We start from the raw sequence: 21466 nt of genomic DNA, 5'->3' as shown, positions 1-21466 counted from the left end.
CGATTTTCCGCCTTTAAGCATACCTTCTTATCCCCACGAAGCAATTCGAGAGATATATACCGAAGATAGTCGGTATGCTGGAAAACGCCGCCAAAGCTACGCTTTCGTAAGTTCGCGCTGAGAATACAGTCCCGCGGCAGCCAGACACCCGCCGCGCAATCTGTTGACCCACCGCCGACCAGCGCGCTTGCCGAAACCGCACACCGCGGGTTGGCTTGTGCAGATTCCTCTTGTATTCTTGAGTTTTTTCAGGGTCTTTGACTACCGTGGAACGCATGGTCTACCAAGCACGTACCGTCAGTTCAAGCTCAAGCTCGCCGCGCGCCGCGCACAAGGCGTCCACGTCGCACCGCGCGCCCAAGCGCGGACAGAACGCGCCGAAAGGGCCGAAGAAGCGCACGAACCGCAAAAAAGGAATGTGGTGGAAGATTCTGCTCGGTGTGCTCGGCGGTCTGCTGGCGATCGGCATCGGCCTGTTCACCTACCTGTATGTGACCACTGACATTCCGCAGCCGGAGAAGGTCGCCATCGCCGAGAAAACCACGGTCTACTACAACGACGGCACCACCGAGATCGGCTCGTTCTCCGAGCAGAACCGCGAGATCATAGATTGCTCCGTGCTGCCGGACTACGTGGGCAACGCGATTGTCGCCTCCGAGGACCGCTCATTCTACCGCAACGGCGGCATTGACATCATGGGCATGGCGCGCGCGCTGTACAACAATCTGACCACGGGATCGCGGCAGGGCGGCTCCACGATCACGCAGCAGTATGCGGAACGGTATTATCTGGGCGACACCACCTCGTATTCGGGCAAGATTCGCGAGGCCATACTCGCCATGAAGATCGCGAATTCGCAGGACAAGCAGCAGGTGCTGTGCAACTACATGAACACGATCTACCTAGGCCGCGGCGCCTACGGCATACAGGCGGCGGCGAAAGCGTACTTCGGCAAGGAGGCAAAGGACCTCACCGTGGACGAGGCGGCGATGATCGCCGGCATCATCCCGGCACCGAGCATGTGGGACCCGGCGGTGAACCCGGAGCAGGCGAAAAGCAGATTCACGCGTGTGATCGGCATCATGCGCGAAGACGGTTACATCACCGGGCAGCAGGCCAGCGAGGCGAAGTTCCCCGAGACGAAGCCGGTGTCGGTGAGCAACGATCTGGCCGGGCCGAACGGCTACCTGCTCACCACCGTGGAGAACGAGCTCGTGGCGAGCAAGGCGTTCACCAAAGACGAGCTCGAGACCGGCGGATACAAGATCGTGAGCACGCTCGACCCGAACATGCAGAAGATCATGCAGACGGTGGGAGATGACCGGCCGGAAGGCATGCCGGAGAGCATTCAGGTGGGCGGCATCGCGCTCGACCAGAAGACCGGCTCGGTGAAGGCGATCTACGGCGGCAGCGACTACCTCAAGCACCAGCTCAACAACGCCACGCAGGCGAACTTCCAGCCGGGCTCCACCATGAAGCCCTTCGGCCTGCTCGGCGCCGCAATGGACGACGTGAACTTCAACACGATGTTCAACGGCAATTCGCCCGAACGCTTCGAGACAACGCCGGGCACGTGGGCGGAGGTGCCGAACGCGCTCAACATGAGCTGGGGCACGATCAACCTCAAGCAGGCGACCGCGAACTCGGTGAACACGGTGTTCATGAACGTGAACCAGCACCTGACGCCGAAGAAGTTCGCGCAGATCGCGCATGACGCGGGCATCACCGGCGACATTCAGGAAGACACGCTCTACAACATCCTCGGCATCAACTCGCTCACCGTGTGGGATCTCGCGCAGGGGCACTCGACCATCGCGAACGACGGCACGAAGAACACGCTGCACATTGTCGACCGCGTGCTCAAGGGCGACAAGGAGATGTACAAGCCGAACCTCGGCACCAAGCAGGTGTTCGACGCGAACGACTGCATGCTCGTGCAGAACGCGATGCTCGGCACCACGCAATACGGCACCGCGGCGGGCACGGCGGCCACGCTCGGCCGGCAGGTCGCGGGCAAGTCGGGCACGGCGAACGACGAGACGGCGGCCTCCTTCGTGGGCTACACGCCGTCGCTGATGAACGTGTGGGCGATCTGGAATCCGGGCGAGAACGGCGAATCGCAGATCGTGCCGGAATTCGCGGGCTACGGCGTGAGCTCGACCGGCTACCCGTCGCATCTGTTCACCGAGTTCATGGCGCAGGCGCTCGCCGGGCAGCCGGCGGAGACCTTCGCCACGCCGGTCGACAACGGCAAGATCGGCGGCCCGAACGGCGACTGGGGTCTGGGCGGCCAGCGGTACGTGCCGAGCACAAACAATGGCACGCAGCAACAGCAGCAGAACGAGCAGCAGCAGGATTCGCAGAACAAGCAGGAGTCGAACGATTCCAACACCTCGAACGAATCTTCGAACAACGGCGATGCGAAGCAGAACGAGCAGCAGCAGACCACGCCGGAAAACACGAAGAGCCCCGAGCAGTCGCAGCCCGAGAACGGCAACACCAACGGCAATAGCGGCGGTGGAACCGGCGGCAACAACGGCAGCAACAACGGCAGCAACAACAATGGTTCGAATTCCGGCGATTCCGGGAACTCCGGCAACCAGAACGGCAATGGCGGCGGCAACAGCGGCGGCCAGAACAACACCGGAAACGGTGAGCAATCGCAGCGATAGCGGAGCCACCTATGCGAAAGCCGCGGGCACAACACCCGCGGCTTTCGCATAGGCTCACATGCTTTTACTCACATGTCGACGGCCGGCATGGCGCATTCGCCGACCGGCTGTCAGTGCAGCGTCAACACAACGGCAGCGCCGCAACGTCAGCGGTTAGAGCGGTTGATCGCCGAGATGATCGCCTTGAGCGAGCTCGTGATGATCGACGAGTCGATGCCCACGCCCCACACGACGCGCTTCTCCTCGTCTTCCTGACCGACCTCGCACTGCACGTAGGAAGCGGCGCGCGCGTCCGAGCCGACGCCCATCGTATGCTCCGCGTAATCGAGCACGGAAGCCACGACGCCAAAGCTATTGAGCGCGTCCAGGAACGCGGCAATCGGACCGTTACCGGTGCCTTCGATCTCGCGCGTCACCTCGGGCTCGCGACCCACGTTGATGCCGCGGTCGAGCACGGTGGCGGTCAGGCGAGTGTCGGAACCGTCTTCACCGGACGACATGCTCACCTTGAGCAGCTTGAGACGGCCCCACTGGTCGAGCGTCTCGTCATGCGTGTCGGCGACCAGTTCGCCGGCCTCGATCGCGCCGGATTCCTCGACGGGCAGGTACTCATCTTTGAACAGATGCCAAATATCGGCATCCTTGACTTCCTTCTTCGTGGTGTCGGCATGCTGCTGCACCACCTTCTCGAACTCCACCTGCAGGTTCTTCGGCAGGTCGAGATTGTGGTTCGCCTTGAGCAGGTAGGCCATGCCGCCCTTGCCGGACTGCGAGTTCACGCGAATGATCGCCTCGTACGAACGGCCGATGTCCTTCGGATCGATCGGCAGGTACGGCACGAGCCACACGAAGTTCTCCACGTCCACGCCCGCCATGTCGGCGGCGATTTCGCGCGCTTCGAGGCCCTTCTTGATCGCGTCCTGGTGCGAGCCGGAGAACGCGGTGAACACGAAGTTGCCGGCGTACGGGTGACGCTCGGAAATCTTAATCTGATTGCAGTATTCGACGGTCTTGCGAATGCCCGGCATGTCGGAGAGATCGAGCTGCGGGTCAATGCCCTGCGTGAGCAGATTCAGGCCCAGCGTGACGAGATCCACGTTGCCGGTACGCTCGCCGTTGCCGAGTAGGCAGCCTTCGATTCGGTCCGCGCCGGCGAGCATGCCGAGTTCGGCCGCGGCGACGCCCATGCCCTCGTCGTTGTGCGGGTGGAGCGAGAGCACCACGGCATCGCGGTCGCGCAGATTGTTGGAAACATACTCGACCTCGTCTGCGAACACGTTCGGCGTGGTCATCTCCACCGTCGCGGGCAGATTGATGATCATCGGATGCTCGGGCGTGGGCTTGATCACGTCGATCACCGCATTGCACACCTCCACCGCGTACTCCGGCTCGGTTCCGGTGAACGATTCCGGCGAATACTCGTAGTACAGGTCGATGCCCTCGGCGTCGCCCTCGAGTTCCTTGCACAGGTGCGCCGCATCGGTGGCGAGCTTCTTGATGCCCGCGCGGTCCTTGCGGAACACGACCTCGCGCTGCAGCACGGAGACGGAATTGTAGAAGTGCACAATGGCGCGCTTACAGCCGTGCAGACATTCGTATGTCTTACGAATGAGGTGCTCGCGGGCCTGCGTGAGCACGACGATCGTCACGTCGTCGGGAATGAGTTCACGCTCGATGAGCATGCGAATGAAGTCGTAATCTGTTTCCGATGCGCTCGGGAAGCCGACTTCGATCTCCTTGAATCCCATGTCGACGAGCATGTTCCAGAAACGCAGCTTGCGCTCGGAGTCCATCGGGTTCACGAGTGCCTGATTGCCGTCGCGCAGATCCACCGAGCACCAGCGCGGCGCCCTGTGCAGCCGCTTGCCCGGCCATGTGCGCTCCGGGTAGTCGAATGGCACCTGCTTGTCGTATGCCACGTACTTGGTGTACGGCATATCGCTCGGCTTCTGCGGGGCGCCAATGTACCGTGCCGGAGGCAGCAGCGGGTCGTTGTTCCCTCCATTGGATGCCGCGGCAACGGCGGCGAGATCAAACACCGAAGATTGACCCTGACCCATCTTCTCCTCCTTCGAGAGTGTAAAATTTTCAGATTTCGTGACGCGCACGCGCGCGTAAACAATAACCATATACACGCTAGCAAGGGAGGGGCTTGCGACAGTCCGTATTTCGGCCATCCCACGCAGGGATTTTACAAACATTGCCTACAATTCGCGCCGCGCGGCACGGGCTGTGGCACCGCTTGCGGCATCGCCTGCGGAAAGCTCCGTAGAATCTGCCGTTTTCAGACTCCGCCGCGGCACATCTCACGGAAGCATCCGAGAATCTGACCGCAGAAGTTACCAAAAACAGCACGGCGCACGGAAGTCTCCGTAAAATATGCCATCCCTGGACCTCTCCGCAACGCAACGCACGGAGACTTCCTCAAAATACGCCGCGCTCAGCCGCGCCCTTCGATGAGACTTACACCGCGACGCGCGATGCAGTATGCATTGCCGAGCCAGGTATGGCGCGAGTTCGGCCAGACGGCGCCGAGTCGAGGGGCGCTCTGGCTCATCCAGATGCTCGGCACGCGCCCGTCGGCACTGCGCGAGCCCAGCAGATTGAATCCGTTCTTCTCAAGCAGCCATTCCGGATGCTGCGTGGCGATGGCGAGGCCCTCCTCAAGCGTGAGCGGCAGACGTTCGTCGGATTCGATGAGCTTGCGCGCCACGTCGGGCTCGCGGTTCGTATAACAGGTGCCGGTGTGCGGTTCGATGACCAGGTAGAACGGGCCTTCCGGCGGTTCGAATCCGTCGGTGGGCAGGAAGCTGACTATGTCGCGCGGCGGCATGGTGGTGAAGCCGGCCATGCGATCTATGCTGGTGCGCGCGATCAGCGATTCCGGAGTGACGAGTTCGCGTGTGGGCACGAGCAGTATATCGGCGCCCAGATCGCTGCGCTCAAGTGCGCGGATGAGCGGGCGCGCCAGCGCGCGGAATGCGTCTCCGCTCATGTCGGCCACGTCCGGGTAGCCGAGCGCCACGAGTCGTTCCAACTGTTTGTTCGCTTCGATCGATGCCATTGACATGCTTCCCAGCTTAGCCACATCCATGTGCGAAGCCTAGCCCGTAAGCAAAACCCTAGCCCGTAAGAACAATGACATCCCGTAAGGGCCAGTCCGGTATGACCGACCGTTACGGGATGTCATTGTTTTTCGGGGTGTTGAAACTGTTACGGGATGTCTCAGAGCTGGTCTGCGAAATGCTTGCGCGCGACGATCTCGGCGAGTTCGACGGCGTTGAGCGCGGCGCCCTTGCGCAGATTGTCGTTGGTGACGAAGAACGCGAGACCCTTGTTGTCGTCGACGGCCTGATCCACGCGGATGCGGCCGACGAAGCTCGGCGTCTTGCCGGCGGCGAGCTGCGCGGTGGGGATGTCGGTGAGTTCCACGGCGGGGGCGCTCTCGAGCACCTTCTTGGCTTCCTCGACGCTCACCGGGTTCTCGAACTCGGCGTTGACGCTCATGCCGTGTGCGGTGAACACGCCCACCCGCACGCAGGTGCAGGAGGCCTTGAGATCGGGCAGATGCAGGATCTTACGACTTTCGTTGCGCAGCTTCTGCTCCTCGTCGGTCTCCTGGGAGCCGTCGTCCACGATGTCGCCGATGAACGGCACCTCGTTGAACGCGATGGTGCGCGCCACCTTGGTGGGTTCCGGGAAGTCGATGGCGTTGCCGCCGAACACGAGCTTGTCGGCGCCCTGGTCAACGGCCGCCTTGGCTTCGTTCATCAGCTGCTCCACACCCGCGCGGCCCGCGCCCGACACCGCCTGGTAGGAGCTCACGATGAGGCGCTTCAGGCCGAACTTGTCGGCGAGCGGCTTGAGCACCGGCATGATGGCCATGGTCGTGCAGTTCGGGTTGGCCACAATGCCGGTCGGGATCTCGTCGAGGTCGTCCGGGTTCACCTCGGCCACGACCAGCGGCACGTCGTCGTGCATGCGCCACTGCGAGGAGTTGTCGATCACATAGGCGCCCGCTTCGGCGAACTTCGGCGCCCACGCCTTGGAGGTGCCGCCGCCCGCCGAGAAGATCGCGATGTCGATGCCGCTCAGGTCGGCGGTTGCGACATCCTCCACCGTGATGTCGTGCCCACGCCAGTTGAGCACCTTGCCCGCGGAGTGCGCGGAGGCGAGGAATCGCAGGTCTTTCACCGGGAAGTCGCGCTCGTCGAGCACGCGGCGCATCACCATGCCCACCTGGCCGGTTGCGCCCAATACCGCCACATTGACGCCACGATCGTTGATCTGTACCATTTCGGCTCCTTTTCCGGCTGCCGCCGAATACCTTGTTGTGAGTTTGCAGATTCCGCTCAGCGGCCGGTGCCGCCGTAGACGACGGCCTCAACCTTGTCGGCGTCCAGACCGTACGCGCTGTGCAGGGCACGCACGGCGTCGTTGAGCTGCGAGAGCGGCACGAGGGCGGCGATGCGGATCTCGGAGGTGGAGATCATGAGCACGTTGATGCCCTCCTCGCTCAGTGCCTGGAAGAAGCGCGCGGCGAGACCGGAGTGGGTTTTCATGCCGACGCCCACGACGGCCACCTTGCCCACGTTCGGATTGACGTCGAACGACTTGTAGCCCAATGTGTCCTGCGCGGCGGTGAGCGCCGTCTCCACTCGGGCGGCGTCGGAGCCGGGGATGGTGAAGGAGATGTCGGCGGTGCCGGTGGAGGCGCCCGCCTGAACGATCATGTCGACGTTCACACCGAGCTCGGCGAGGCGCGTGAACACCCTGCCGGCCATGCCCGGTTCGTCGGTCACGCCGCGCACGGTGACGAGGGACTCGCTGTTGTCGTGCGCCACGCCCGAAATAATCGGCGTTTCCTGACCAAGGTCTGGGAAGAGGTCACCCAAAGACTGATCGGTATTGTCGCTCATTGTCTGTCTCCATACTCCGATTTTTATATAAAAACTCGTATTGTATTGAATAATCTGTTTGCAGATTCCGTATTACCGCACGTTCGGCAGGCTGTTCGGGTCCACACCGTCGGGCAGCACGAGCGTGCCCGGACGGTGCGAGAACGAGCTGCGCACATGCAACGGCATCTTGAACCGCTGCGCATACTCCACGCATCGCAGTGCGAGCACCTTGGAGCCGCACGACGACATTTCGAGAATCTCGTCGTAGCCGATCGCCGGGATGCGGCGCGCGGTGGGCACAATGCGCGGGTCTGCGGTGAACACGCCATCGACGTCGGTGTAGATCTCGCACACGTCGGCGCCGAGCGCGACGGCCAGGGCGACGGCGGAGGTGTCGGAACCGCCGCGGCCGAGCGTGGTGGCGTCGCCGCGTTCGCTCTGTCCTTGGAATCCGGCCACAATCGCGACACTGCCCTTGTTCAGCGCGCGACGCACACGGTCGGGGTTCACGGCGCGAATATGGGCGGCGCCGAACCGGGCGTCGGTCATGAAACCGGCCTGCGAACCGGTGAATGAGTAGGCGTGCGAACCGGCGGCGTGAATCGCCATGGCGAGCAGACTCATCGAGATGCGTTCGCCTGCGGTCATGAGCATGTCCATCTCGCGGGCAGGCGGGTTCGAGTCGATGCTCATGGCCTGGTCGATCAAGTCGTCGGTGGTGTCTCCCATCGCCGAGACCACGACGGCGACGTCATTGCCGGCGTTCTTCGTCTCGATGATGCGGCGTGCCACTCGTTTGATCGAGTCGGCGTCGGCCACCGACGAGCCGCCGTATTTCTGTACGATAAGAGCCACAACCCATTCCCTCTGTGAGATTGCCGATTTGTTTTCAGTGTACGCACGAAGCACGATTATTATATGAATGCTCTGGGAGGTGTCTCATTCTCGGCTCACGATGCGAAACCCGCACGCCCGCTCACACCTCACGACGCCCTTCGAGCGCGCGAGACAACGTGATTTCGTCGGCGTATTCGAGGTCGCCGCCCACCGGCAGACCGCTCGCCAGACGCGTCACCTTGATGTCGAGCGGCGCGAGCAGGCGGCTCAGGTAGGTGGTGGTCGCCTCGCCCTCGATGTTCGGGTTGAGCGCCACGATAATCTCCTTGACCTCGCCGTCGTGGAGTCTGTTGAGCAGCTGCGCGATGTTGAGGTCGCTCGGGCCAACGTTGGCCATCGGGTTGATGGCGCCGCCCAGCACCTGGTAGAGCCCGCGGTATTCGCGCGTGCGTTCGATGCTCATGACGTCCTTCGGCTCCTCCACCACGCAGATCGTGCTGTGATCACGACGCGGATCCGAGCAGATTGTACACGGGCTGCTTTCGCACACATTCCCGCAGACCTCGCAGAACCGCACTTTCTCCTTCACCTCGTTGATCGCATCGACGAGACGCTGCGACTCCACATCTGGTGCCTGCAGCAGATAGAAGGCGATGCGTTGCGCGCCCTTGGGCCCTATGCCCGGCAGACTCGCGAACGAGTCGATGAGCCGCTGAATGGCGCCGTCGTATGCCAATGCCATGTACCCTCCTCAAGCGTATGCCACGCGGCGTCACGAGTCGCCGTGTTCCATTCGGCGCGGCTTCTGGTTGAGCGGGTTGTTCGCATCGTCGGCCGCAAAGTGCTCAACCTTGCTCACGTCGAAAAATTCCTCGACGGCCTTCAGGTCCATCACATCATGCGTTTGCACATGGGCGTCGTCCATCGAATACACGTCGTCGTCGGCATCGACCTGCGGTGCGGGCGGCTGGGATTCACCGCCCGCCACACCCGTGGATCTTGCATCCGTCGCGTGCATGCCCTGGGGTGACATGCCGTAGGCATCCTCGATGCTCATGGTCTGACCGCCCATCACAGGGGCCGCTGCGCCGAAGCCCTGAGGCCCATTCGGCATAGCACTCCATGGGTCGTCGCCATGGACGGGCGCGAGTGTGGGCCGCTCGTGCTGCTGTTCGATGGACTGCACCTTGCCAAAGTCGATGTGCGGGTGCTCGTCGACCGGCATGCTCCACGGGTCTATGCCATCGGAGACGTCCGGCACCGCTACATGCTTGTGCTGGTGCTCCGGCGCTGGCTGCTGCCGGTTCGGCTCCTCGTGGGCCTGCCCCTCGGGGTCCGATGCCTGAGGGCGCAGGCCCACGGGCTTCACCGGTTGGGCCCAGGGGTCGTCGTCCGGCAACATCTGCGGACCATCGCCGTTGGCTTGTCCCGACGGCTCGGTGGGCACCGGGGCTGGGACGGCGGCTTGATGCGCCTCCGCATCGTTGGAGGAATCCGACGTGGTGGCCTGCTGCGCGGAATCGGATGATTCGCGCGGGTGTGCGACGATACCCTGCAACGACTGCTGCAGCAGCTTCGCCTTGATCCGTTGCGCCTCCTCCGGCGGCAGCTTGCTCAGCGGAGGGGCGGATTCACCATTGGCCATCTTCTCGGTGGGCGCCAAGGCGACGTCGGGGCCGAACACGTTGTGCACCTGCGTGCGCACTATCGAGACGACGCTGGTGGTGCCCCCGATCGGTTCCTTGCTCACCGCCAGTGCGAAGGCGTACTTGTCGAGCGGGGTCTCGAACTTGATCCACAAGCGTTGCTTGCCGGATTTCCTGTCCATGGCGAGCATCACGCGTGGCACGCGCTCGCGGTTGATGTAGGCGCGCACGTCCAGCGGCAGTGCCGCCACAATGGCGTCCCAGCGCTCATCCACGGTGCCGTTGTGCTGAATGTCCTCCGGGATCGAGGGCACGTTCGAGGCTGCCTTCGGCTGCGAATCGGCATCATGCTCCGCGGCGGCGGCCTGGGTGGCTTGCGACGCGGCAGTGGGAGCGGCAGCTTGGGTGGGGGTGCCATGCCCGGACTGCGCTGCAGTGGTGCCATCGTTGAAACCGGAGGGTTGCTGTGCGTCGACAAACCCGCCGCGGGCAGATGCCTGCGGAGCCGAGGGGGCAGCAGATGAACCGCGCGCCCCTGCACCGGCGAGTGCCGGAGCCTCCGTGGCGAAGCCCGAGGCCCTGCCGGCCAGCAGCTTGGCGGCGAGCAGCTCCAGTCGCATACGCGGCGAGGCTGCGCCGGCCATGTGCCCCAAGGTGTCGTCCATAATCTCGGCCATGGCGGTGAGCTGTTGCAGTCCCAGCGCATCGGCCTGCCGGTGAAGGTCGCTCATGTCCTCCGCTTCGGCGTCATCGCTGAGCACATGCTCGGCCTCATCGCCGCCGAGTGTGAGCACGAGCAGGTCGCGTGTGCGCGCAAGCAGGTCCTCGACGAATCTGCGGGCATCGAACCCGGCCACGATCACCTTCTGAATGATGCCGTACAGCTTGGCGCCATTCTGCTCGATGATCGCATCGATCGCCTCGCCGAGCAGTGCGTCCGGCGTGAAACCAAGCAACGCCACGGTGGAGTCGTAGGTGATGTCGTTATCCACACAGCCGCCCATGAGCTGGTCGAGCACCGAAAGCGTGTCTCGCACCGACCCGCCGCCCGCACGCGTGACGAGCCTGAGCACACCGGGCTCGGTCTCGATGTGCTCCTGCTCGCACACATGCTCCAAATACGGGGTCATGATCTCAGGAGGCACCAGACGGAACGGATAGTGGTGGGTGCGTGAGCGTATGGTGCCGATCACCTTGTCCGGCTCGGTGGTGGCGAAGATGAACATGAGGTGCTCCGGCGGCTCCTCCACGATCTTGAGGAGCGCGTTGAAGCCCTGCGGGGTCACCATGTGCGCCTCGTCGAGAATGAAGATCTTGTAGCGGTCACGCACCGGGGCGAACCCGGCCCTCTCCCTCAGTTCGCGGGCGTCGTCCACGCTGTTGTGGCTCGCCGCGTCAATCTCCACCACGTCGATCGAGCCGGGTCCCCCGGTCGCCAGGTCCCTGCAGCTGTCGCATTCGCCGCACGGGTGCGAGGTGGGGCCCTTCACACAGTTGATGCACCGTGCCAGAATGCGTGCGGAACTCGTTTTACCGCATCCTCGCGGCCCGGAGAACAGGTATGCGTGGGTGAGCTTGTTCTCATCCAAGGCGTGCATGAGGGGCACGGTAACCTGGTCCTGCCCGATCACCCCTTCGAAGGTGTCGGGCCTATACCTGCGATACAACGCCAATGCCATGTCAATCCCGTCTGTGTGCAATGCGTATGCCCGAGTGGCCGGCATGCCTGCCGGAGCAGTGCATGGCGGTCTCGCGCCGCATACCGATGTGCTATATAACCTAGCGCGTGAGGGGCATCAAAATCCACTCGGCAATGATGCCCCGGCATCACGGTTGCGATGCGCCGCGTGTTGCGTCGACCTCATCGCATTGCCGTGGTCCGGCACGCGCGCGTGCGCTCACCCGTTCCACGAACGGCACGCCTGTCGCGGTGCTGACCTCCATGGCCACATCCATGTCGATCACCTCGCATGATTCCGCGGCTCCCGCATTGTTGCGCGCCACGGCAGAGCCGATGCCACAAGGATCGGCGACATCCTCGTTCCAATAGGCGTCGGCGGCAGCCAATGCCGCCATATCGGCTGCGGTGCGCGCCTGCGCCTTGGCCATGGCGATTCTGGCTCCGGCCGCGATGGTGCACAGCAACACGGCCACCACGAACACCATGCCGACCGCACCCATCGAGGCGTTGCCGGCATCGTGCGCCAGCAGGCCGCGCGGGGGTCGACTCGCTATGCTCCTCATGACTCCTCCTGCCATATGCCATGCGCACGCCCCGTCACCGTTCTCGGTACAACGCCCCAGGGGTCGGCCACCACCGCACAGTGGGCGATCACCTCGAACCCGTTGCCGGCGGTGCGCACCTGTATGCGAACGCCATCGCCCGCAGCGGTCTGGGCCACGGCCTGCGAGCCCGATTCCAAGGCATTCCCTGCCACCATCAGCGCCCGTGCGGCGTTGGCCGCCGCATCCTGGCAGCCAACCGATACAACGGACGCCCGGCCCAAATAGAGCAGCAAGGCCGCCAGCACCACGATGACCGGGAGCACCACCGCGAATTCCGCGGTGGCCGCCCCCTCGTCATCGCGCTGCAGGTGGCGCAACGCATGCCCGAATGCATGGCCGCTCATGGCATCACACGCTCAGCGCTTTCTTCACGATGTTCGTGAGCAGCGTCTTCACCGTGTCGGATTTCATGAGCGCCACCAGCACGGCGGCGAATCCGGTCGCCGCAACGAGCACCACCGCGTATTCGGCGGTTGCCGCGCCCTCCTCCGGCTGGGCCATGAGTGCCCGCCATTTCGCCTCCAAACCGACCTGCTCCCGCAGCAGCCGGTCCGAAGCCGCATTGATGCGTTCACCCACGCCATACCTCCTGTGTTCGAACAGGATCACCTCATTGTGTTCCATATCTCTCCTTGCCTGTTTCCTTGGCCTGTATGTTGTGTTTCCCATCTGGTCTCCCAGATGATTCCACTATGCGGCGGCCAATATTCGGTGTAAAGCCGGACGGACGCATGTGGATAACTTCACCGTTATCCACATTGCGGGTCGCCGGCAATGTGGATAACCGCCACGCACCCGCCTCACATACGCATGAATGACATGATCGTCGGCACCACCGCGATGAGCAGGAACGCCGGCAGCAGGCACAGTCCCATAGGCAGCAGCAACCGCACCGACAATCGCGACGCCCGTTGCTCAATCCGCGCGCGTTCGCTGCCGTCCATCTGCTCAATGGCCGCATGAATCTGCGGCAGCGGCGAGACGCCATCCTCCCAAGCGGCACGCAATGTGCGGCATGCCAATCCCAATGCCGAGGAAGCCGGGGAGGAACCATCATGCTCCAACACGGCCCACGCCTCATCCCAGCACACGCCACGCAGCAGTGCGGCGGAGACGTGCCTCAACACCTGCGCGCATGCGCCGCCGCAGCATGCGCCAATGCACTCCAATGCCCGAGGGATCGCGACGCCCTGAGCAATCGCCGCCTCAAGCAGTTGCAACAGCAACGTAGGAGACGGCTCCCAGCCGGGGCATACCTCGAGCAATCGCCGCTGCAAGGCATTGCCGCGCCCCGCCAGTGCAATCTGCGAGCGCTCCAGCCCGTCAAGCTCGCGCAACCGACGTGCAGCAATCCGCTCGCTCCTAACCATATGCAAGGTGGAGGCGAGCGCCGCGCACACCGCGGCACACCACACCCAGAATCCAGCCATAGGGCTACCCGTCCGAGGCAAGCAGGCGATGCATCCACAGCAGTCCGCCCACATAACAAATCGTGCCCAAGCACAGCATGGCGAGCCCCTGTGCCGAGCCGAACAGCATGCCCAACGGATCCGCGCCGAGCAGCTCTCCCAGGAACACCACCACCGCCGGCAGCGCGAGCAGCATGCGCGCCGTGGATTTGGGCATCGCGAAGGCATTCGCGCGCAAATCGTCTTGCAGACGGGCACGCAAATAGCCTGCGCGCACCGCTTCGATGCAGCGCGCGGCCGGGCACCCCAGTTCCAGGCTCACCGCACTGGCCACGGCGACCCCACAGGCCACCTGCGTGCAGTGGGAGGCGCGCTCATGGGGCAGTCTGCAGGCTGCGAACAGGCGTGCCATCTGCGCTGCATCCACATTGCCCTCGCCATCGCAAACGGCATACACGCCTGCGGCATGCCCAGCTCCAGCCACAGTAGGGGCACGCACATGGTGCGCATGGCCACTTCCCACTCGCGGCGCGCACACCGAGTCATACGCGCGTTCAAGTGCGGGCTCCAACGCGGCACCGGCCTGCAGCGACGCGATGATCGACGAGAGCATGACGCTGGTGCCGCATGCCGGCTCACGCACATGACCAGCCACGCCCGATCCCACCGTCTGCAGGCGCCATGAGACCGCCGCAGGAGCGGCCCATATCATCAACAGCACACTCAGCGCCGTCGCGAGCGCAGCCACGAATGCCATTCGTCTCACCTTCGTTCCGGCGCCCGCTTGGTGCCCCAACGTTCGGCGAACGGCCGCCATGCCTCGCCGGCGACAGGCTCGCCACGGCCATCCCACGAGCACACCGTGCGGCCGACGAGTCTGCCTTCCACCGTGCACAGAATGCCGATCTGCGCCAAGTACCGTTTGCCGGGGCGCCTTTCCATGTGAAGCACCACGTCGAAGGCCCCGTCGGCCAGACCCGCCATGGTATTCGGCTCAACATGCGCGAGCAGTCCCAGCGAGATCAGACGCCCGGGCACACGGCTCACCCCGTTGGCGTGCAGTGTGCTCATGCCGCCGCAATGGCCGGAGTTGAGCACGCGCATCAGGTCGATCACCTCCTCGCCACGGCATTCGCCCACCACCACGCGGGTCGGGTACATACGCAGCGTGGAACGCACCAGATCACCCATCGTCACCTCGCCGGCACCCTCCACGTTCTTGGCTCGCGCGCAGAGTGAAACCGTGTTGAGGTCACCGAGCCCCTGCAGCTCGCGAACCTCCTCGACGAGCACAATGCGTTCGGATGCGCGGCAATTGAGCAACAGCGCCTTGAGCAACGTCGTCTTGCCCGAGCCGGTGCTGCCGGTGATGAGAATGTTGGCGCGGGCCAGCACCAGGCGGTCCAAGATCGGGCGCCATTGCGCAGGCCAGCAACCAGCCTGCTGCAATGCATCCATGGTCGCGCTCATGCGGGAGGGCAGACGAATCGAAATCGACGCGCCATACGGCACCACCGGCGCAATCACCGCATGCACACGCGTGCCGTCAGCGCCGCTCGCATCGGCTATGGGACGGGCGTCGTCGAGCCGCTCACCCAATTGCGCACACAGATGCACGGCCAGACGACGCACCACGGCAGGCGAATCCAGCGGAATGGACGGATGCTCGAGCTCTATGCCAAGCCCACGCTCCACCCACACGGCACCGTCGCAGGTCACCAGAATGTCGGTGACGCGCGGATCCGCAGCCAGCTGTTTCAGCGGGCCGAAGTTCACCGGGCGAACAGCGTCCACGGCCGTCACGGCACGCACAGCATGGTGCGCAGCGGCACCCACAGTGGCGCCCACACCGGCATGACGAGGCGCCGTAGCCGGAGGCGCCGGCGCCTCGGGAAGTGGAACCGCCACGCCAGCGGTTGCGTTCGTCACCCCGTTCGGCCCTACAATCTGCCACATCATCTGCCTCCTATGCCGCACGCACGCTCCACCATCTCGGCCACATCGCCGAGCACGCGCGCATTGCGCCGATGCACGCGCCGAATTCCCAAGCCCTCCAGAATGTCGCCACAGAGTCTGGCATCGGAACGAACCGGGCCCATCAGCTCGCACTCCATATGCTCCATCTGCAAGTATTTGCGCGCCTCCTCCAACGACACCGCCCCACGGCCCTTCGCAACCGCAGGCGGCTCCACGCACAGCACGCCGATCACATGCCCCGGCACGCCCACAATCGGCTTCCACTCCTCCCCCGGCCGCGGCGGCTCCTGCGCACGCGCCGCATTGCGCTCGCCATTGCGACGCAGCCATTCGATGTGCGCCTTGGCACGCGCCAATCCCAGCACGGTGAGTTCCGCCACCACGATGTGCGAAGCCTCCACCAATGCGGGCACATGCTCGATCTCCAAGCCATGACCGGCATCGACCACCACGGCATCGCTCACCTGTGCCAGCGACTGCAGTGCCGCCTGCATCTCGAACCACGCCGGCTCCTCCTGCACCCAGCAGTTGTATGCGAGCACGCCCACGCCGTCCCAATGCGGCAATCTGCGGCGCAATGCCTCGCCATCGAGCTCGCCGAGTGGCGCATGAATGTCATGCCACCGCGACCCGGACTCATGTTCGATCCCGAGCAGCACGTCGAGCCCGCCGCCTCCCGCGCGCACGTCGGCGTCCACGATTGCGCAGTCGTTCTCCCGTTTCGCCAATTCGCGGGTCAGCATGGCGGCCAACGTGGTCGTTCCTGCACCGCCACTCGCACCGGACAGCGTGATCACGTTCTCGCACGGCGCCTGCGTTGCACACACCGGCATGCGTGCAGGCTGCGCCCCCGCATGGGTTCGGCGCGCGGGCGGCGACAGCTGCGGAGAGCACGCAGGCTCCGCCATCGCGTGCACTGGCTGGTATGCCGGCACCCTGCGTGCAGACTCCGCCTGCCACGGCCTGCATGTGCGCGCGTCACGCATGCGCACATCGCGCGCGCATGCCCCGTTCATTACCTGTGGCCGATGGAACGACCACCCATGGCGCTCGGTATGCGGCGCCCCAACACTGATCTGCATAGTCATAGTTGCATTGAACGTGGGTTCCGCAGCCGGTTCAATCTTGACGGGGCATTGTGGTCGGAGAACGCGTTATCCACATCGCGGGTCGCCGGGCATGTGGATAACGCGGCGCTGCCGAGTCACATACACCGCCGCAGACTACTTGTCAAGAACTATTCCAAAACAAAGGCGTTTTTTCATGAAATAAAAAAGAGACCCACACGAGGTGGGTCTCTTTTCCAAGTCCAACGAAGCAGAATCTCTGCACAACCTCATCGTTGTAACGGTAAGTCTTTCCAATGCCCGCCCAACGTAATAATCTTGCTGATCATCTACTTTTGTGGGTCTGCTCTTCGGTTGTCCTTGTACTTGCAATTATGCTCGGAATTTAGAATTACGCAAATCGAAATCGCCCATGCGTCACAATCTGAACATATGTGCTCTTTTTATCTTTCCGTGTTCATTTCAACGAAGAATCTCACAGAGAAAATCGCATATTCTGTTCGCTTCAGCCGCCTAGATGTTCAATCGCTCAAATACAGCGGCAATACTTCGGCGTGTCGCTCACTGTTCGCCGAAAATCTCACATTTCCACGAACATACGAAGCTCGCGAATGTACCATGGTGTTTTGCTGTGCGAAGGGCAAGCCGCAATATCCAACAATCTCCCGCGCAGACCTCAACGCCCCCTGAGCGCCCCTGCGTAAAAGGGGACAACGCAGCTCGTCGACACGTCTCCTTTTACGCAGAGGAAGCAGCCTGCACCCCAGCTTCCTCGGAACCCTCACCCTCCTTCTACGTAAAAGGAGGCAATGCAGCTCGTCGATACGTCCCCTTTTACGCAGACGGGGCAGCCTGCACCATCCCACCTTCTCCAGGATTCCCACTCTCCCTCTACCCCTCTACGTAAAAAGGGACAAAACGGACCACCAATCTGTCCCTTTTTACGCAGAGGCGGTTACGCAAAGGAGGCTTACGCAAGGGGGAACTTACACAAAGGGAGTTTACGCAGAGGGACGCGCGCACAGGCATGCAGTCCACCAACGCAACCCAGCAGCGGCGCCCAACAGCACAAGATCGACACTGGGAAACCGGCAATGTGTAGACATATTCCGAATTCTTTCGTGAGCTCAGTGATTTTTCAGCCCGCTCGTTCTAAAGTAGAACCATGTCACAGATTTTCAACGCACCATCGAAGGCGATTTTGCGCAGCCAGATTGCCGAACATATCGCCGAAACGGACAAAAGCGACAAGCGGGAGAACATGGAGGGCGAGCTCCCGCTGCCACCCGACCGCTTCTTCGACCGCGAGCTCAGCTGGCTCAAATTCAACAAACGCGTGCTCGAACTCGCGCAGGACGAGACGATTCCGATCATCGAACGCGCGAGCTTCGCGGCGATCTTCGCCAGCAATCTCGACGAGTTCTTCATGGTCCGTGTCGCCGGTCTCAAGCGCCGCATCGACACCGGCATCGCCGTGACGAGCGCGAGCGGACTGAGCCCACGCCAGCAGATGCGCGCAATCTCCGAGCAGGCGCACCGCTTGCAGGACGAGCATGCGCATTACGTCGTCGACACGATCCTGCCCGAACTCGCCAAGCAGAACATCCAGCTGCTCGGCTGGGACAAGCTCACGATCGCCGAGCAGGAGCGCCTCTCCCGCTACTTCCGCCAGCAGGTCTTCCCGGTGCTCACGCCGCTCGCGGTGGACCCGGCGCACCCCTTCCCCTATATTTCCGGCGGTTCGATCAATCTCGCCGTGCTCGTGGAGAACCCGACCTCCGGCAAGTCCCACTTCGCACGAGTGAAGATTCCCGACAATCTCGACCGTCTCGTTCCCGTCGACGACATGACCGAAGACGAGGCGGAGGACGTCCGCTACGGCTTCATCACAATGGAGAATCTGATCATCGCACATCTGGAGACGCTGTTCCCGGGCATGATCATCAAGGAGGCGCGCTCGTTCCGCGTCACCCGAAACGAAGATATCGAGGTGGAGGAAGACGACGCCGAGAATCTGCTCAACGCGATCGAGAAGGAACTGCTGCGCCGCCGTTTCGGACCGCCGATCCGCCTGGAAATCTCCGATGAGACGTCGCCGTTCCTCTCCCAGCTGCTTGCGGACCAGATGGGCGTGACGCCGGACGAGGTGTACCGTCTGCCGGCGCCGCTCGATGCCACCGTGCTCTTCGAACTCGGCGGCATCGACCGGCCGGACCTGAAATTCCCGCCCTTCGTGCCGACGACGAACCGGCAGATCGCCGAGGTCGAGTCGAGCCGCGCGCAAGACATCTTCGCCGCGATCCGCGAGCGCGACATTCTGCTGCATCACCCGTACGACTCGTTCTCGACGTCGGTGCAGGCGTTCCTCGCGCAGGCGGCCGCCGACCCGAAGGTGCTCGCCATCAAGCAGACGCTCTACCGCACGTCGAGCAACTCGCCGATCATCGACGCGCTCATCGACGCCGCACAGGCCGGCAAGCAGGTGCTCGCGCTCGTCGAGCTCAAGGCGCGCTTCGACGAGGATGCGAACATTGCGTGGGCGCGCAAGCTCGAACGCGCCGGCGTACACGTCGTCTACGGCATTGTCGGGTTGAAGACGCACTGCAAGCTCTCGCTCGTCGTTCGTCAGGAGGCGGACGGCCTCACCCGCTACTGCCACGTGGGCACCGGCAACTACAATCCGAAGACCGCGCGCCAGTACACCGATCTCGGCCTGCTCACCTGCGACCCGGTGGTGGGGCAGGATATGACGAAGCTGTTCAACCAGCTTTCCGGCTACGCGCCGAAGTCGAGCTTCCACCGTCTGCTCGTCGCGCCGCGCACCGTGCGCTCCGGGCTGATCCAGCGCATTCGCCGCGAGGAGGAGGCCGCGCGCGCCGGCAAGGAGGCGTGGATCAAGATCAAGGTGAACTCGATCGTGGACGAGAAGACGATCGACGCCCTCTACCGCGCCAGCCAGGCCGGTGTGAAGATCGACATCGTCGAGCGCGGCATCTGCTCGCTCAAGCCAGGCGTACCCGGGCTTTCCGAGAACATTCGCGTGCGCTCCATTCTCGGCCGCTTCCTCGAACACAGCCGCATCTACGCGTTCGCGAACTCGGACGGTCCACAGATTGGCGAGGGCCCGGTTTCCGGGCCGGAGGTGTGGATCGGTTCCGCCGACCTCATGCACCGCAATCTTGACCGCCGAGTCGAGGCGCTCGTGCGCATCACCGCGCCCGAGCAGGTGCAGGAGCTCATCGACTACGTGGACCTGCAGATGGCCGACACCACGTCGAGCTGGCATATGCAGCCCGACGGCACCTACGTGCGCCATTCGAAGGACGCGGAAGGCAAGCCGCTGCTCGATTGTCAGGAGTACCTGATCAAGAAGCATATGCGCAAGAAGGTCACGAACTGATCTGCCGCCATTCTGCGTAGACCGCCTTCTCTCTGCGTAAAAAGAGACATTACCAGCGCCAATCTGTCCCTTTTTACGCAGAGGAAGTTTACGCAGAGGAAGCCGCATTCTACGCAAAGGAGGCTTTCACGCCAGTGCGGCTCTTGCACAAGGCAGCTTTTTACGCAGAGGAATCTTTTTACGCAGCGAATGGCGTAATCTGAAACCATGAGTGAGAAACGAACTGTGGAGGCTGCGGGCGGCATCGTGTACCGCATTGTGCGCAGCATCGGCTCAATGATGGCTCCGTTGAGCGCGAACGACGTGGAGGTGTGCCTCGTGCACCGCCCGAAATACGATGACTGGAGCTGGCCGAAAGGCAAACTGGAGATCAACGAATCGCACCGGCACGCGGCGGTGCGCGAAATCGGCGAGGAAACGGGCTTCCCCGTCGCGCTCGGCCCGTTCCTGGGCGAAGTGGAGTACCCGCTCTCCTCCGAGGGCAAGAAAACGCGTCACACGGGCCGCGGCGACGGCAAGGACGCCACCAAGCATGTGCTGTACTGGATGGCCACGCAAATCAGCGACGACGACAACTGGCACCGCCGCGAGGCCTTCGCCCCCATTCACGCGGTCGATCTGGGCGAGGTGAGCGAGATCTCGTGGCTCTCGCTCGACAAGGCGCGCAAGAGGCTCACGCATTCCACCGACCGCGATATGCTCGCGCTATTCGTGGACCGCATCGAGGAGGGCGCGCTCACAACGACGCCATTGCTGCTCGTGCGCCATGCCAAGGCGGAGCCGCGCAAGCAGTGGGACGGCACCGAGCCGCACCGCCCGATTACCCCGGAGGGCGCCGCCGCCGCGTATGCGCTCGACCGCGAACTCGCCTGCTATAATCCGGTCGAGCTCGCCACCTCGCCGTGGACCCGCTGTGAACAGACCATAGAAATGCTCTCCTGGCAAACGAAACGCGAGCGCCGCGCACTGCCGCCGCTCACCGAGGAGGCGTTCGAGCGCGACCCGCAGGCGGCCTGGCATTGCTTCGCCGAGCAGATCAAACATGTGCTCGAGACCGGCAACACGATGGCGATTTGCATGCACAGGCCGGTGATCGGTGGTATGTTTGAACATCTGCGCCCATTGTGCGCAACCAAATCGCTGGCTAAGAGACTCGTCGCGAAATCGCCGTACATGGCCACGGCGAACGCGTTCGCGCTGTTCCTCGTGCAGACCGAAGATGGCCCGCGCATCATCGACATACAGAAAGTGACGCCTATTGTCTACTAATT

At 63.2% G+C, this 21466-nt stretch carries 17 protein-coding genes; 3 read left to right on the top strand and 14 right to left on the bottom strand.

What is annotated here, in order from left to right; translation table 11 throughout:
- Positions 1-275: 275 nt before the first annotated feature.
- Complete coding sequence (locus BANAN_RS01125; RefSeq protein ID WP_014697155.1) at positions 276-2672, top strand: transglycosylase domain-containing protein; 2397 nt, start codon at positions 276-278, stop codon at positions 2670-2672.
- Positions 2673-2818: 146 nt separating this feature from the next.
- Here the strand turns inward: BANAN_RS01125 and leuA are convergent, their stop codons facing one another.
- The 14 genes from leuA to BANAN_RS01055 form a co-directional block, all read right to left on the bottom strand.
- Positions 2819-4732 (bottom strand): 2-isopropylmalate synthase, encoded by a 1914-nt coding sequence (leuA, locus tag BANAN_RS01120; RefSeq protein WP_014697154.1) that lies wholly within the window; start codon positions 4730-4732, stop codon positions 2819-2821.
- Positions 4733-5112: 380 nt separating this feature from the next.
- Positions 5113-5742 (bottom strand): DUF5701 family protein, encoded by a 630-nt coding sequence (locus BANAN_RS01115; protein WP_041776938.1) that lies wholly within the window; start codon positions 5740-5742, stop codon positions 5113-5115.
- A 155-nt stretch (positions 5743-5897) separates the two neighbouring features.
- Entirely contained in the window at positions 5898-6968 is a 1071-nt protein-coding gene (locus BANAN_RS01110) for an aspartate-semialdehyde dehydrogenase (RefSeq protein ID WP_014697152.1), read from the bottom strand.
- Positions 6969-7024: 56 nt separating this feature from the next.
- Positions 7025-7591: an ACT domain-containing protein gene (locus tag BANAN_RS01105; protein ID WP_004218521.1), complete on the bottom strand. Its 567-nt coding sequence runs from the start codon at positions 7589-7591 to the stop codon at positions 7025-7027.
- Between the two features lie 72 nt (positions 7592-7663).
- A complete protein-coding gene (locus BANAN_RS01100) occupies positions 7664-8428 on the bottom strand; it encodes an aspartate kinase (protein WP_014697151.1) in 765 nt (254 codons plus the stop codon).
- A gap of 121 nt (positions 8429-8549) precedes the next feature.
- A complete protein-coding gene (gene recR / locus BANAN_RS01095; RefSeq protein WP_014697150.1) occupies positions 8550-9152 on the bottom strand; it encodes a recombination mediator RecR in 603 nt (200 codons plus the stop codon).
- Between the two features lie 30 nt (positions 9153-9182).
- The gene (gene dnaX / locus BANAN_RS01090; RefSeq protein WP_014697149.1) at positions 9183-11735 is read right to left on the bottom strand and encodes a DNA polymerase III subunit gamma/tau; all 2553 of its coding nucleotides are present in this window, start codon (positions 11733-11735) and stop codon (positions 9183-9185) included.
- A gap of 148 nt (positions 11736-11883) precedes the next feature.
- Complete coding sequence (locus BANAN_RS01085) at positions 11884-12300, bottom strand: Rv3654c family TadE-like protein (RefSeq protein ID WP_014697148.1); 417 nt, start codon at positions 12298-12300, stop codon at positions 11884-11886.
- Positions 12297-12686, bottom strand: coding sequence for a TadE/TadG family type IV pilus assembly protein (locus BANAN_RS01080; RefSeq protein WP_014697147.1), 390 nt, complete (start codon positions 12684-12686; stop codon positions 12297-12299). Before BANAN_RS01080 ends, BANAN_RS01085 begins: the two co-directional genes overlap by 4 nt.
- Before the next feature lie 4 nt (positions 12687-12690).
- Positions 12691-12966 (bottom strand): DUF4244 domain-containing protein, encoded by a 276-nt coding sequence (locus BANAN_RS01075; RefSeq protein WP_014697146.1) that lies wholly within the window; start codon positions 12964-12966, stop codon positions 12691-12693.
- A 176-nt stretch (positions 12967-13142) separates the two neighbouring features.
- Positions 13143-13772, bottom strand: a complete 630-nt coding sequence (locus BANAN_RS01070; RefSeq protein ID WP_237705822.1) for a type II secretion system F family protein — start codon at positions 13770-13772, stop codon at positions 13143-13145.
- Between the two features lie 4 nt (positions 13773-13776).
- Positions 13777-14508, bottom strand: a complete 732-nt coding sequence (locus tag BANAN_RS01065; protein ID WP_014697144.1) for a type II secretion system F family protein — start codon at positions 14506-14508, stop codon at positions 13777-13779.
- 5 nt (positions 14509-14513) lie between these two features.
- Positions 14514-15710, bottom strand: a complete 1197-nt coding sequence (locus BANAN_RS01060; RefSeq protein ID WP_041776937.1) for a TadA family conjugal transfer-associated ATPase — start codon at positions 15708-15710, stop codon at positions 14514-14516.
- Positions 15707-16816 (bottom strand): CpaE/TadZ family protein, encoded by a 1110-nt coding sequence (locus tag BANAN_RS01055; RefSeq protein WP_237705821.1) that lies wholly within the window; start codon positions 16814-16816, stop codon positions 15707-15709. Before BANAN_RS01055 ends, BANAN_RS01060 begins: the two co-directional genes overlap by 4 nt.
- Before the next feature lie 1144 nt (positions 16817-17960).
- On the opposite strand from BANAN_RS01055, the gene BANAN_RS01050 reads away from it, so the two are divergent.
- Both BANAN_RS01050 and BANAN_RS01045 read left to right on the top strand, forming a co-directional pair.
- Positions 17961-20195, top strand: a complete 2235-nt coding sequence (locus BANAN_RS01050; RefSeq protein WP_014697141.1) for an RNA degradosome polyphosphate kinase — start codon at positions 17961-17963, stop codon at positions 20193-20195.
- A 207-nt stretch (positions 20196-20402) separates the two neighbouring features.
- Positions 20403-21464 carry an NUDIX hydrolase gene (locus BANAN_RS01045; RefSeq protein WP_014697140.1) on the top strand — a complete coding sequence of 354 codons (1062 nt, stop codon included), beginning with the start codon at positions 20403-20405 and terminating at the stop codon, positions 21462-21464.
- Positions 21465-21466: the final 2 nt, after the last annotated feature.

Source organism: Bifidobacterium animalis subsp. animalis ATCC 25527 (assembly GCF_000260715.1).
Classification (GTDB): Bacteria; Actinomycetota; Actinomycetes; order Actinomycetales; family Bifidobacteriaceae; genus Bifidobacterium; species Bifidobacterium animalis.
The sequence above is the reverse complement of the archived record's forward strand: the minus strand, read 5'-3'. Positions and strand labels throughout refer to the sequence as shown.